Annotated in this window: 12 protein-coding genes and 1 tRNA gene; 5 read left to right on the forward strand and 8 right to left on the reverse strand. The window is 66.0% G+C overall.

The features are described 5' to 3' along the window. Positions 1 to 42: 42 nt before the first annotated feature. Entirely contained in the window at positions 43 to 1,797 is a 1,755-nt protein-coding gene (locus QNN98_RS11030; RefSeq protein ID WP_283997104.1) for a sensor histidine kinase, read from the reverse strand. 192 nt (positions 1,798 to 1,989) lie between these two features. On the opposite strand from QNN98_RS11030, the gene QNN98_RS11035 reads away from it, so the two are divergent. Then, a complete protein-coding gene (locus tag QNN98_RS11035; RefSeq protein WP_283997106.1) occupies positions 1,990 to 3,885 on the forward strand; it encodes an ABC transporter ATP-binding protein in 1,896 nt (631 codons plus the stop codon). A 7-nt stretch (positions 3,886 to 3,892) separates the two neighbouring features. Here QNN98_RS11035 and QNN98_RS11040 read toward each other — a convergent pair whose 3' ends face one another. From QNN98_RS11040 to QNN98_RS11060, 5 genes are read right to left on the reverse strand one after another with little or no spacing between them, the layout of a single operon-like run. After that, on the reverse strand, positions 3,893 to 4,660 hold the full coding sequence (locus QNN98_RS11040; protein ID WP_227913503.1) for a glucosamine-6-phosphate deaminase: 768 nt from the start codon (positions 4,658 to 4,660) through the stop codon (positions 3,893 to 3,895). Positions 4,661 to 4,662: 2 nt separating this feature from the next. Next, positions 4,663 to 5,487: a DeoR/GlpR family DNA-binding transcription regulator gene (locus QNN98_RS11045; RefSeq protein WP_227913502.1), complete on the reverse strand. Its 825-nt coding sequence runs from the start codon at positions 5,485 to 5,487 to the stop codon at positions 4,663 to 4,665. Beyond that, positions 5,474 to 6,346, reverse strand: a complete 873-nt coding sequence (locus QNN98_RS11050; protein ID WP_227926700.1) for a class II fructose-bisphosphate aldolase — start codon at positions 6,344 to 6,346, stop codon at positions 5,474 to 5,476. The genes QNN98_RS11045 and QNN98_RS11050 overlap by 14 nt, the downstream gene beginning before the upstream one ends. Beyond that, positions 6,346 to 7,329 carry a 1-phosphofructokinase family hexose kinase gene (locus QNN98_RS11055; RefSeq protein ID WP_283997111.1) on the reverse strand — a complete coding sequence of 328 codons (984 nt, stop codon included), beginning with the start codon at positions 7,327 to 7,329 and terminating at the stop codon, positions 6,346 to 6,348. Before QNN98_RS11055 ends, QNN98_RS11050 begins: the two co-directional genes overlap by 1 nt. Then, positions 7,326 to 8,276, reverse strand: a complete 951-nt coding sequence (locus tag QNN98_RS11060; protein ID WP_283997113.1) for an ROK family protein — start codon at positions 8,274 to 8,276, stop codon at positions 7,326 to 7,328. The genes QNN98_RS11055 and QNN98_RS11060 overlap by 4 nt, the downstream gene beginning before the upstream one ends. Positions 8,277 to 8,669: 393 nt before the next feature. Here QNN98_RS11060 and QNN98_RS11065 point away from each other — a divergent pair, with 393 nt between their 5' ends. The 4 genes from QNN98_RS11065 to QNN98_RS11080 all read left to right on the forward strand — a co-directional run bounded on the left by QNN98_RS11065 (position 8,670) and on the right by QNN98_RS11080 (position 12,998). Next, positions 8,670 to 9,905, forward strand: a complete 1,236-nt coding sequence (locus tag QNN98_RS11065) for an extracellular solute-binding protein (protein WP_283997115.1) — start codon at positions 8,670 to 8,672, stop codon at positions 9,903 to 9,905. A gap of 64 nt (positions 9,906 to 9,969) precedes the next feature. Next, positions 9,970 to 10,890 (forward strand): carbohydrate ABC transporter permease, encoded by a 921-nt coding sequence (locus QNN98_RS11070; protein WP_227926705.1) that lies wholly within the window; start codon positions 9,970 to 9,972, stop codon positions 10,888 to 10,890. A 1-nt stretch (position 10,891) separates the two neighbouring features. Continuing rightward, a complete protein-coding gene (locus tag QNN98_RS11075) occupies positions 10,892 to 11,803 on the forward strand; it encodes a carbohydrate ABC transporter permease (RefSeq protein WP_283997117.1) in 912 nt (303 codons plus the stop codon). A 19-nt stretch (positions 11,804 to 11,822) separates the two neighbouring features. After that, on the forward strand, positions 11,823 to 12,998 hold the full coding sequence (locus tag QNN98_RS11080) for an ElyC/SanA/YdcF family protein (protein ID WP_227926707.1): 1,176 nt from the start codon (positions 11,823 to 11,825) through the stop codon (positions 12,996 to 12,998). Between the two features lie 40 nt (positions 12,999 to 13,038). Here QNN98_RS11080 and QNN98_RS11085 read toward each other — a convergent pair. Continuing rightward, a tRNA-Arg gene (locus tag QNN98_RS11085) sits at positions 13,039 to 13,112 on the reverse strand. A 33-nt stretch (positions 13,113 to 13,145) separates the two neighbouring features. Beyond that, on the reverse strand, positions 13,146 to 13,691 hold the full coding sequence (locus tag QNN98_RS11090; RefSeq protein ID WP_283997120.1) for a MarR family winged helix-turn-helix transcriptional regulator: 546 nt from the start codon (positions 13,689 to 13,691) through the stop codon (positions 13,146 to 13,148). Positions 13,692 to 13,736 lie beyond the last annotated feature (45 nt).

The raw sequence follows: 13,736 nt of genomic DNA on the forward strand, positions 1-13,736 counted from the left end.
CGCCTAACCGGCCCCGGGTCCGGGTGCCGGTGCGGAGTACGCCTAACGGCCTGCGGGCAGCAGGACCGTTGCGGTGGTGCCCGAACCCACCTTCGATTCGACGCCCAGTTCCCCGCCGTGCTGCAGCACAATGTCCTGCACAATGGCCAGGCCAAGCCCGGTTCCGGGAATGGCGGCCGAGGTGGCGTTGGAAGCGCGGAAGAACCGGCGGAAGAGATTGGGCAGCTCGGCTTCGGGGATGCCGATTCCGGTATCCGTGATCTGCACTCGGACACTCGGCCCGGCGCCCTCGGCACGCACCAGCTCTGCCCGGACCAGGACGGATCCGCCAGCGGGGGTGAACTTCACGGCATTGGAGCAGAGGTTGGTGAAAACCTGCTCCAGGGCAGCGCTGTCACCGTCCACACAGAGCGGATCCGGGCCGAGCTCCAGGCGAAGATCCAGGTTGTTCGCGCCGGCCGCAGGGGCCAGGGACGCCGCAACCGCTTGGAGCAGCTCATGAAGGTCCACCTCTTCAACATCCAGGGTGCCCTCGTCGGCATCCTGGCGGGAGATGGTGAGCAGGTCGGTAATCAACTGGTTGAGCCGCACCGCGTTGCGGCCTACGATCTTCAGCATATCCGCGACGTCGGCGGGGATGTCGCCGCCGGAGCCGTCCAGGATGAGGTCGAGGTATCCGGTGATCGAGGTCAGCGGGGTCCGCAGCTCATGGTTGACGGTGGCCACGAAATCCGTTTTCGCCTGGTCCAGTTCCCGCAGGCGTTTGAGCACCATCCGCTGCGCGGTGATCAGGTTTCCCTGCACCAGCCCGTGGGCAAGGTTTCCGCTGGCATGCTGGATCAGGGAAGTTTCCGTGCTGGTCCAGTCCCGGGGGCCGCGTTCACCGGCAAGCCACACCAAACCGAAGGCCTTATCCCCGTGGCCAAGCGGCACAATCATGGACGTCCCGAGGCCGGCGGCCAATGACGCCGGGCTCAGCGGGACCGGCTCGTCGCCGTCCGGCTGACGATGGTCTTCGACGGCGAGTCCACGGCCGCGTGCCCACAGCTTTTCCGCAAGCTCGACGGCGGTGGATCCCGCCAGCGCGGGAATGGAACCGGTGGTTCCCTCACGGCTCCAGGACAGTGCCAGCTCGGGAACGCGCTCGTCCGGGAACGTCATCAGGAAGACATGGTCCGCTTGGAAGGTCTCGCCGAGTCCGTGGACCACTACTTCCGACATCTGCTGCGGATCATTGGTGGCGCGGATGGACGCGGAAATGCGGCGGGTTGCCTCGCGCAGCCGGGCTGCAGTCATCCGGCGGCCCCGGTGCGCCTCGGCGGTCGCCAGCATGAGGTCCACCCGGCGGGTCAGGTCATCGGGGTCTACCGGACTGGCGACAAAGTCCGCAATTCCCAGTTCGACCATAAGGTCTATGTCGAGGCCGGCTTCGTCCGCCACCAGGATCACCGGCAGCTTGGTCAAGGCCGGTACTTCATGGCGCAGGCGCTTAAGCAGGTCCATTCCGGCGATCCGGCGGACTCTGGAATCGACTACGGCGAGTACCGGTTCGGCAGCCCGTGCGGAAGCAACGGCCCCGTCCAAGTCCCGGACGGCAACAGGTTCCAGCCCCGCGGCGGCGAGGATTCCGGCGGTCACGGAGAACACGTCGGGCCGCTGCACGGCCACCAGCGCGGTGTAGCGCCGGGCGGCGCCGTCCGTGGGGACAGCCCCGGGGGCCGCCTCCTGCACGGAAGCGGAACCCATGGTGGGTACGCCCTCCGTGGGGGCAGCAGGGGGTTTCAGTGCCGGAGACATAGCGGCCTTTCGTAGGTGCCCGGTTCAGCACGGGGGCAGCGTTTCGAAGTGTACCAGCGCACGGCGCCAACTCCGTGACATGTTTCACGCTGTGGAAAGGAAAGTCGCCGGCGGTTTCAGCCCCTGGCGATCGGCCGGGCCGGAGCTGGAGAGGGGCTTAAGCTGGAACGTGCATACAACGGAGGAAAACACATGAGTATGGAAGGCGCAGCCTGGAGCTCGCTTCACAAAATCTCGCGCGGCAGCGGAAATGACCGGAAGATTTCCCGGGAAACCCTGAAGCGGATCATCCGTTTCGCCGCTCCCTACCGTTTCCGGCTGCTGGGCTTTGTCCTGCTGTCGGTGGTCGGGGCATTCCTGGCCGTGGCCACGCCCGTACTGGCCGGTGAGGTGGTCAACTCCATCGTGGCCGGGACCGCTCCCGGCGTGGTGGTTCGGCTGGCCCTGCTAATCGCCGTCGTCGCCGTTGCCGACGCCGCCGTCTCCCTCGCCACCCGGTGGTTCTCCTCGCGCATTGGTGAAAGCGTCATTCTGGACCTGCGGACCGCGGTGTTCGACCACGTGCAGAAAATGCCGGTGGCGTTCTTCACGCGTACCCGCACCGGCGCACTGGTCAGCCGTTTGAACAATGACGTCATTGGCGCCCAGCAGGCCTTCAGCGGCACCCTCTCCGGAGTGGTGAGCAACGTCGTCGCCCTGGTGCTGACCCTGATCGTGATGCTCGGGACGTCCTGGCAGGTGACTGTGCTGGCCATGCTGCTGCTGCCGGTGTTCCTGCTGCCGGCCCGGCGGATGGGAGGACGGCTGGCCGCCCTGCGGCGCGAAGCCGCCAACCACAATGCCTCGATGGGCACCCAGATGACCGAGCGGTTCTCCGCCCCCGGTGCCACCCTGATCAAGCTGTTCGGCCGGCCCGACGCCGAATCCCGGGAATTCGCCCTGCGCGCGTCCCGGGTCCGCGATATTGGCGTCAAGACCGCCATGATGCAGTCGGTCTTCGTGACCGCCCTGACCCTGGTTTCCGCCCTGGCGCTGGCCCTGGTTTACGGGCTGGGCGGCTATCTGGCCCTGCAGGGAAGCCTGAACACGGGCGACGTCGTCACCCTGGCCCTGCTGTTGACCCGCCTGTACGCGCCGCTGACCTCCCTGGCCAATGCCCGCGTGGAGGTTATGAGCGCGGTGGTCAGTTTCGAGCGGGTCTTCGAGATCCTCGACCTGCGCCCCCTCATCCGGGAAAAGGACAGCCCCGCCCCGGTGCCCGCCGGTCCGCTGAGCGTGGAGTTCGACGACGTGCGCTTCGCGTACCCCACCGCGGACAAGGTTTCCCTGGCCTCGCTGGAGGACGTGGCCGTGTTGGACACGCGCGGCGGCGAGGAAGTCCTGCACGGGATATCGTTCCGGGTGGACCCGGGCCAGACGGTAGCCCTGGTTGGCACTTCCGGTGCCGGCAAATCCACCATTGCGCAGTTGCTCTCCCGGCTTTACGACGTCGACTCGGGTGCCGTGCGCTTCTCCGGCACCGACGTCCGTGACCTGAGCTTCGCCGGCATCCGGCAGGCCCTGGGCATGGTCACGCAGGACGGGCACCTGTTCCACGAAACCATCCGGGCCAACCTGCTCCTGGCGAACCCCGGGGCCAGCGACGAAGAGGTCTGGGACGCACTGCGCCGGGCCCGGCTTGAGGACATGGTGCGCTCCCTGCCGGACGGGCTCCAGACCATGGTGGGGGAGCGCGGGTACCGGCTCTCCGGCGGTGAACGCCAGCGCATGACCATTGCACGGCTGCTGCTGGCACAACCGCGCATCGTCATCCTGGATGAGGCGACGGCGGCCCTGGACTCGACGTCGGAGGCCGCGGTCCAGGCCGCCCTGGGGGAGGCCCTGCAGGGCCGGACCGCCGTCGTTATTGCGCACCGGCTCTCCACCATCCGCAACGCGGACCGCATCCTGGTGATTGAGGACGGACGGATTGCGGAGCAGGGCACGCACTCGCAGCTGCTGGCACAGGGGGGACGTTACGCGGAGCTCTACAACACGCAGTTCGCAGCAGATCCGGCAGCGGAAAGCGATACTGCCGCCAGGTCCTAGGCCGGGCCTACCGCAGGGTGTCCATCCCGCTGCGGACCTCCCGGTAGTAGTCCTGCAGCTTCAGTTCCGCGGCGGCGTCGGGGTCCAGGACAAACGTGGCGTGCGGGTGCATCTGCAGCACGGAGGCGGGGCACATGCTGGACAGCGGGCCCTCCACCGCGTCCGCAACGGCCCGAGCCTTCGCCTTCCCCTGCGCCACCAGCAGCACCTTCCGCGCTTCACCGATGGTACCCAGTCCCTGGGTGAGGCACAGGGCGGGCACCTGCGATGCGTCGGCGAAGAAACGGGCGTTGTCCCGCCGGGTGGCGGACATGAGGGTTTTGACCCGGGTGCGGGACGCCAGCGACGACGTGGGCTCGTTGAAGCCGATGTGCCCGTTCCGGCCAATGCCCAGGATCTGCAGGTCAATACCGCCGGCTGCACGGATGGCGGCCTCGAAATCCGCGCAGGCGGCAGCCAGATCCGCGGCCGTACCGTTCGGCACGTGCACGTTGGCGGGGTCCAGGCCCAGCCGTTCGGTGACCTCGCGGCGGATAACTGAGGCGTAACTCTCCGGGTGCTGCGGGTCCAGGCCCACGTATTCGTCCAGGGCAAAGGCCTGCAGCGCGGACAGTTGCGGGCTGCGGTGCCGCTCCAGGACTTCGTAGATCGCCAGCGGAGAGGATCCGGTGGCGACGCCCAGGGTGCGGAGCTGCCCGGCCGCCACACCGCGCAGGATTTCCTGCGCCGCGAAATCCCCCACCTCGGCAGGACTGTCAAGGATCACCACATGCATTGTCAGCTCCCTGCCCGCTGGGCGGACCCGGTGACCGTTTTGGCCGGCGCCACAATAACCCGGGTTCCGCGGCTTTCGAACTCCGCTTTCTCGCCCTCGGTGATACCGCTGTCGGTGATCAGGTTGCTGAAGACGTAGCCGCTCAGCGTCGCGAAGCTCCGGGTGCCGATTTTGGAGGAGTCGGCCACGATGTAGGTTTCGGAGGCCCGCTGCGACATCAGTGAATTCACTGCAGCCTCCCCTTCATCGCTGACTGTGGGGCCTACCTCGGCGTCGAGCCCGTTGACCCCCACAAAGGCCAGGTCCAGGGCTACGCGCTGAAGGATCACATCGGTGTAGGGCCCCACCAGCTCATAGGATCTCGGGTTCACGACGCCGCCGGTCACCATAACGCGGATATTCGGCCGGACCACCAGTTGCACGGCGATGTTAATGGCATTGGTGACAACCGTGAGCGTGGGTTTGCTGGACGGTTCCATCAGGTCCCGGCGCATGCCCAGGGCCTGGGCAATGGCCGTGCTGGTGGTTCCGCCGCAAAGTCCGATCACCGCGCCTTTGGGCACCAGCGCACTGGCGGCCTGCGCGATGGCCTGCTTTTGCGCAGTGTGGTCATCGCGGGTGTACCGGGTCGGCAGGTCATAGGCCACTGCCTCCATGGTGGCACCGCCGCGGGTCCGGGTGAGGAGCCGCTGGGCGGCAAGGGTATCCAGGTCCCGCCGGGCGGTGGCGGGGGATACCTTCAGCTCGGCCATGACGTCCTCAACCTGCACGTGGCCGCGCGCAGCCAGGAGGTCGAGGATGGAGTTGAGCCGCTCAGTCTTTTCCATGGGTGACAGCCTTTTCCGCGTTCGCGCTCAGCGCGAAGAGGGACAGCAAACGGCTTGCTTCGGGGGCGAGCGCCCGGCGGCCTGCGGAGAAGTACTTCCTGGAGTCGACCAGGTCCGGGTCGGTTCCAAGCGACTGGCGCACGGCGCGGGTGAAGAAGCCGTTCAGGTGCGTGGAAACGTTAATCTTAGTCATCCCGGCGGTGATGGCGGCAGCCAGCATGGCATCCGCAACCCCGGAGGAACCATGCAGGACCAGGGGGATGGGCAGGGCCGAGTGCAGTTCCGCGATGAGGTCCAGGTCCAGTGCAGCAGTGCGCTGCGCCATGGCATGCGAGGAACCTACGGCAACGGCCAGTGCGTCGACGCCGGTGGACATCACAAAGTCCGCTGCTTCGAAGGGATCCGTCCGTACCCCGGGAGCGTGTGCACCGTCCTTGCCTCCTATCTTCCCCAGCTCGGCCTCCACAAACACGCCCAGCGGCTCAGCATGCTTAACCACCCGTGCCGTGGCCGCCACGTTCTCGCTGTACGGCAGGTGCGCGCCGTCGTACATCACCGAGCCGAAGCCGAGCCGGACCGCCTGGTGCACCAGGTCCTCATCCTGCGCGTGGTCCAGATGCAGGGCAACGGGCACGGCTGCGGCCGAGGCCACGGACAGGCATGCTGCCGCCAGCGGTTCAAGGGCGCCGTGGTAGGAGGCGCAGTTCTCCGAAATCTGCAGGATCACCGGCAGCCCTGCCGCTTCGGCGCCCTCGACAATGGCTTCCGCCGTCTCCAGGTGCAGGACATTGAAGCTGCCGATGCCGGTCCCTGCGGCAAAAGCGTCCGCCACGAGTGCCCGGGTTGGTGTAAGACCCATCAGTTTTCCTCCAGTACAGCGGATGCAGTGCGGTCATGATGCAAGGTGATGGTGATCTGCTCCTGCAGGGAGCGGTAGCTGGACGGGATTTCACCGGCCGCCGGCATCAGCACGGCGGCGGAGGAACAGGCGGCCGCCAGGCGGAGCATGCGGGCGGTGTCCCGGCTGCCGGCGGCCAGAGTCACCGCGACGGCGGCCACCGCCGCATCGCCTGCGCCGGTGGGGTTGCCGGCCAGGGTCCGTCCCAGCCGGGCGTGCCAGTAGTGGTCCGGATCCGTTGCGGAAAATGCGAGCAGTCCAGCCTCCCCGCAGCTGAGGAAAACCGTCCGCGCGCCGGCGTCGAGCAGGGAACGCGCCGCCCGGCGCAGGTCTTCTTCGCCGGTGGCTTCCCTCAGCTCGTGCTGGTTGGGTTTGAGTGCGAAGGCACCAGCCTCGGCCGCCCGCACCAGGTCCGCGCCCGAGGCGTCGATGATGCAGGGGATGTCCCGGCCGGCCGCGGCGTGGACCAGATCCGGGTAGAACCCGGCAGGGGCCCCCGGCGGGAGGCTGCCTGAGCCCACCACCACGCTTGCCCCGGACATGGCGGCGTCCACCTGGCGTTCAAGTTCCTGCCACTGGGCGGAGGTGAGGGGCAGCCCGGTTTCGTTGAAGATGCTGGTGAGGCCCGAGGTGCTGTCCACGAACGCCATGGTCCGCCGCGTTGCCGCGGTGACCGGCACCAGCCGGTGCGGGATTCCGCTGCCGAGGAGGTCCTCGCGGCAGCGCTCGCCGGTCAGCCCGCCGCAGGTGGCAACGGCCAGCACCGGCGCGCCGAGCTGGTGCGCCACCCGTGCAACATTGAGGCCTTTGCCGCCGGCCCGGACCAGGGGAGGGGGAACCCGGTGGCTACCGCCCGGGGTGAAGGCCGAAACAGCATAGGTCTCGTCCAGGGCGGGATTGGCGGTCACGGTCAGGACACCGCCTGCGCGGCCCCACCCGTTCACGCCGGTTCCCCCAGCATCCCCCGTGCATGCAGCGCCGCGCCCATAAGCCCGGCATCCTGTCCGAGGGTGGACACCCGGATGTCCGGGCGGCGGTGGAAAGACAACCGTGAGTCCACGGCCCGGACCAGGGGCCCGGTTAATTCGTCTCCGGCCTGGGACAGTCCGCCGCCCAGGATCACTGCCTCGGTCCCCAGCACCGCGGCCAGCTGGCAGATTCCCTCGGCCAGGGCTGCCACCGCCTGGTCCCACACCTCCCGGGCTGCCTGCTCCCCGGCCCGGGCTGCCCTGAGCACCGCTTCCGCACCGGTTGCCCGATTGCCCGTTCGTTCGTTGTAGCGCCGGACGATGGCACCGGCCGAGCCCACCGTTTCCAGGCACCCGTAGGCCCCGCACGCGCACTGCGTACCCGACGGGACAGGTGAGTGGCCTATTTCCCCGGCAAAACCGCCTGCCCGTACCCTGCGTCCGTCACAGAACACCGCTCCGGCAATCCCCGTGCCGATGATCAGGACCACTGCATCCCGCAGCCCGCGTCCGGCACCGACGTGCATTTCCGCCTCACCGGCTAGGCCGACGTCGTGCCCGAACGCTACCGGCAACATGCCGTTCTCCTCGCGCAGCCGCCGGGCAAACGGGAAGTTCCGCCACCCGAGGTTCGCCGCAACAATGCCGATCCCGGCCTGCTCATCCACGAGGCCGGGCACCACAAAGCCAAGGGCCCGCACCGATGCCTGCGGGAACTCGCGCACGTACCCGCGGGCCAGCCCGGATACTTCGCGGATTATCGCCTCGCCGGGGCTCGCCGCGTCCCGGGGCGTGGGGACCCGCTGCAGGGAGTGGAACACGCCGTCGTTGTCCTGGAGGGCGGCCTTGATATCTGTCCCGCCCACATCGAAGGCCAGGACGGATTCCCCGAAGGAATGCCGGCTCGGCGGGAGATGGGACATGGTGCTCCTAGGTGTGTGACTGGCCCGGCAACTACGGAAAGTCCCTCAATGATGGACTTTGATTGGTATGCGTGTCTATAGATCAATAAAAATCATGCACTTCGCCCCCGCTGGAGGCCCAAGTTGGCCCTGCAACCGCGGGACAGGGGCAACTCGAGCAGTAAATATCCCGCAGAAGGGGTTGACTGCGCGCCCGGAGAGGGCAATTATTTCCTGCAACAGGCTGACGGAGCCTGATTGATAGTCCTGCATACTTATCAACTTCCATCACACCTACTTCAGCATTACCTTCCCCAGCACGTTCCTCCCCGCCGCGGAATGCGGCCGCTACTATCCGGTTCCCCGCCCTCGGCACCCTCGGCACCGGGCGGGAACCAATTGAAAGAGGACCCAATGAAGAGCACACTTCGAATTGGCCTGGTGGCGCTGGCAGCCTCCGGAGCACTGGCCGTTTCCTCCTGCGGTTTCGGGGGCAGCGGTTCCGACGGTGACGGCGGCGCAAGTTCCATCGACCTGCTGGTGCCGAGCTACTCGGACGGCACCAAGGCGCTGTGGGAGGGCGTCATCGAGGATTTTGAAGCCGCCAATGAAGGGATCACGGTCAACCTGCAGGTTGAGTCGTGGGAAAACCTCGAATCGGTGCTGCAGACCAAGATCCAGTCCGGCGAAGCTCCGGACATCTACAACGGCGGCGCGTTTTCGGCTTTTGCCGATGAGGGACTGCTCTACCCGGCAGAGGACGTGGCGTCCGACGAAACCATCAGCGACTTCCAGGACTCGTTTGCGGCCAATGAGACGCTGGACGGCACGCAGTACGGATTCCCGCTCATTGCCTCGGTGCGCGCCCTTTTCTACAACAAGGACCTGTTCCAGACTGCGGGTGTGGCAGAGCCTCCGACCACCTGGGATGAACTGTATGCAGCTGCGCAGAAAATCTCGGCTACCGGGACCCCCGGCTACGGCATGCCGCTGGGCTCCGAGGAAGCACAGGGTGAAAGCCTGATTTGGTTTGCCGGCAACGGCGGAGATTTCGGCGACGAATCCGCCATAGCCGTGGACACCCCGGAGAACCTCGAGGCCGCCGAATTCATGAAGAAAATGATTGCCGGAGGCGTGACCCAGCCGGATCCGGGAGCCACGCAGCGTACCCCCATGATCAACGTGTTCGCACAGGGCAAGATCGGCATGGTCTACGCCCTGCCCCAGACAGTAGGCCAGATTGCCGAGGACAACCCGGACCTGAACTACGGCATAGCCAGTGTTCCCACCCGCACCGGCGAGCCCTCCACCTTGGGCGTAGCGGACCGGCTGATGGCCTTCAAGAACGACGAGGATAAGCAGGAAGCCATCACCGCATTCATGGACTTCTTCTACGCCGAGGACAACTACGTGGACTGGGTCCAGACCGAAGGGTTCCTGCCGACTACCAAGAGCGGCTCCGAGGCGATGGCCTCGGATGAGGACCTGTCGACCTTCCTGGACATGCTCCCCAGCGCCAAGTTCTACCCCACTACCAACCCGGCCTGGAACACCACGGACGGCGCCTTCAAGTCGCTGATGGGCCAGCTTGAAGACCAGGAGCCCAAGGCAGTCCTGGAGCAGATCCAGTCCAAGGCTGACGCAGCCTGATCCGCCCGGGGCCGCTGCCCGGCGCAGGCGGCGGCCCCACCAGTCCCAGAACAGGTTGAACTCCATGAGCACACTTCGGCAGGTACGCCTGCGTACCGGCAAGCGGCGGGGCAGCAATGAAAGCGTGTGGGCCGCGCTGCCCTGGATCGGTCCGGTCCTGCTGCTGATCTTCGGCATTGTTATTTTCCCCGCCGGCTACATGATCTACAGCTCCACCCGGCGTATCAGCCAGGCCGGCACCAATGTGGAGGGTGTGGGAGCGGCGAACTTCCTCACCGTCTTCGAGGACCCCAACCTGCCGCGGATCCTGCTTAACACAGTGGTCTGGGTGGTGGTGGTGGTCACCTTGACCGTGGCCATTTCACTGGCCCTGGCGAACTTCCTGAACAAGCCGTTTCCAGGACGCACCTTTGTGCGGATGGCAGTGGTGGTCCCGTGGGCGGCCAGCGTGGTCATGACCACCACCGTGTTCTACTACGGCCTGGACCGCGACTACGGCATCATTAACAAGTTCCTGGTGGACGTGGGGCTGATGGATGCCTCCTACGGGTTCACCAAGAACACGGCCACGGCGCTCGCCGCCGCCATTGTGGTGGGTGTGTTTGTATCCATCCCCTTTACCACCTACACGCTGCTGGCCGGCCTGCAGGCCGTGCCGGGGGACGCGCTGGAAGCGGCCAAGATGGATGGTGCGGGACCGGTGCGCACCTACTTCAGCGTGGTGCTTCCCCAGTTACGCGGCGCCCTGGCGGTGGCGGTGCTGATCAACATCATCAACGTGTTCAACAACCTGCCCATCCTGAGGATCATGACCGGGTCCATTCCGGGCTACAGCGCCGACACCCTGATGACGTACATCTTCAAGGTCCTGCAGTTCGACCGGCGCCTGGATGTGGCCAGTGCGCTCAGCGTCGTCAATTTCGCCGTCGTGCTGGTGATAGTGGCCGCCTACGTGAAGATCGTTCGACCCATGAAGGAGGCCTGACATGGCCGTCACTGCCCCTGCGCCCCCGGCAGGTTCCGTGCCCGCTGCGGCACCCCGGAAGCGGCGCTACGGCGCCGACAATGTCAGTGCCCGGCGGATGTGGGCGCGCACGGTCATCGGTGCCCTGATTGCCCTGGTTTTCCTCACCCCGTACCTCATCATGCTGGTGGGGTCGCTGAAAACCAGGTCGGAAATCCTTTCGGTTCCCCCCGAGTACCTGCCCGGGGACGGGCTGCAGTTCGGCAACTACCAGTCCATGTGGTCCACCCCGGAAACCCCGCTGACCTACAACCTGCTGTCCACCATCATCATTGCGGTCCTAGCCACGCTGCTGGTGCTGCTGGTGGCCACCCCGGCCGCGTATTACACCGCAAGGTTCCGGTTCCCGGGCCGGCTGGTCTTCCTGTTCCTGGTGATTGTGACCCAGATGCTCCAGCCGGCGGTCCTCACGGCCGGACTGTTCCGGCAGATGCTGTGGCTGGACCTGAACGACACATGGGTGGCCATGATCCTGATTAACGCGGCCTTCAACCTCTCCTTCGCGCTATGGATCATGCACAGCTTCTTTGCCGCCATTCCGCAGGAGATTGACGAAGCGGCACAGATCGACGGCGCCGGACGGCTCAAAGTGCTGATGCGGATCAACCTGCCGCTGGTCTGGCCGGGGATTGTGACAGCGGTGATTTTCACTTTTGTGGCGTCCTGGAACGAGTTCGCGGCGAGCCTCGTGATTATGTCCACGGCGGAGAACCAGCCCCTGTCCGTGGCGCTGACTAAGTTCATCGGCCAATACGCCACCAGCTGGCAGTACGTTTTCGGCGTGTCAATCGTCGCCATTGTGCCGGTGATTATTCTCTTTGCCGTCATCGAAAAGCGCCTCATCGGCGGACTTACCGCGGGTGCCGTGAAGTAAGCAATCCATAGGAGCGGACATGATGAAACTCGCTGCGGGCGTCCTGCTCGCCTCGGTCGTTGCGCTTTCGGCCTGTTCCGGTCCGGCCGGCGCCACTGCTTCGGCCACGGCCTCCCCGGGTGTGTCCTCTCCGGGGGCCGACGCCGGCGGGGAGGGGGAGTCGCTCGAGTCACTGTTCAGCGCGGTCCGCAACAACGCCCCCACAGGCGAGCGCATCGACGCCCTGGAGGCCATCGCGATGCACTACTACTGGTACGGCGGCGACCTGTTGCAGGCCGAAGAGGAAATCTTCCAAGGCATCACCCTGCACGGGGATTACGACGTGGTGGCGCAGGCATTTGCGCAGGCGGTGGAAATGGACCCGTGGGACGTGGACCTGAGGTATTCACTGGCCTCGGCACAGGTGCTGCAGAAGAAGCTTCCGGAGGCCATGGACACCTACGCCGGCATCCTCGCCCTGGATCCGAAAAACTTCAATGCCCGGCTTATGCACACCGTGTACTCAAAGGTGACCGGTGACACCGCGGCCTACACAGCCGGGATGGAAGAGCTGCGGCGGCTGGAACCTGAACGTGCCGCGGAGTTTGAGGCGCGGATCCAGACTGTCGACGACGTCGCCGCCGTTCCCTTTAACACAAAGGTCCCGGACGGACTGCCCGCTGAGCACCATGCCTTCGTTGTCCTCGGCTATGCACTTTCGGACACGGGTGAAATGGAAGAAACACTGATTGAACGGCTCAAAGTAGCGAAGGCGGCAGCGGACAAGTATCCCGATTCCCTGCTGATCGTGACCGGCGGCGTTCCCAAGGGCGGCATCACGGAGTCGGAGGCGATGGCCCGCTGGCTGACGGAGAACGGCGTGGCGGAGGACCGGATCATCGAGGAGGGCCTGGCAACGGACACGGTGGAGAACGCACTGTTCTCCCTTGAACGGGCGCAGGACGCCGGCGTGGAAAGCATGACGCTCATCAGCAGCGCCAGCCACATGCGGCGTGCCCTGGTGGTCTTCGGGGAGACCGAGAAACTGCTGGCCCATCTGTCCGGCAGCAAGCACCGCGACATCGGCAACGCCGTCTACCTCGACTACCCCACCGCCGAAGAGGCGTCCGTTATGGGCCCGGACGAAGAAATGGTCATTATGCGGGACCTGATGCGTTCCTCGGGAATCTGGGCCTTCCCCGGGCTGCAGCGCTAGCCGGTTCGGGTGAACGCAGGCAGGGGCCTTAAACAGAAAGTGCCCCCGGCCGGAATCGAACCGACGACCTGCCCTTTAGGAGAGGGCCGCTCTATCCTACTGAGCTACGGAGGCGGACCGCCGGGCTTCCCGGCGGGCGATATCAGCTTACCCGTTTCTCCCGCGGCCCGTTTGCAGCGTTTCCGGTGCGGCGCCGTCGGGCCCGTCGGGCCCGGCTGCCTGGCTGCCGTCGGGCGCCAGCCGGGCCAGGTACCGCGAATAGCTCTCGCGGATGGACTGCATAAAGCCGAGTATGGTGCGCAGCTCCTGGTCCGTGTAGCGGGACATCACTTCGTCATTCATGGCACCCAGTGGGCCGAAGTATGCTCCGGCCAGCTCCATGGCCAGCGGTTCAAAGTGCAGGGTGACTTTCCGCCGGTCCGAGTGGGTGCGGTTGCGGTGGATGTGGCCGATGCGTTCAAGCCGGTCGATCACCGCGGTGGTGGCACCCGAGGACGTGCCCAGCCGGGCGCTCAGCTGCCCGGCGGTCAGCGCCTCGTGGCGGATTTCCGCCTCCATGATGAGCACCAGGGCCCGCATGTCCGTGGCGTTGAGTCCGTGGGTGTGCGCAAAGGCATCCGCCACACGCTGCCCGTCCACGCTCATGCCGCGGATTGCGTCGACGATGTCGCGCCTCAGTTCCTGATCTTCCACAAGATCCATACTAACTTGGAATTGAAGTATCTCCATATCTGAGAT

The sequence above is a fragment of the Arthrobacter sp. zg-Y1143 genome (genome assembly GCF_030125565.1).
In the GTDB taxonomy this organism is placed as follows: Bacteria; Actinomycetota; Actinomycetes; order Actinomycetales; family Micrococcaceae; genus Arthrobacter_B.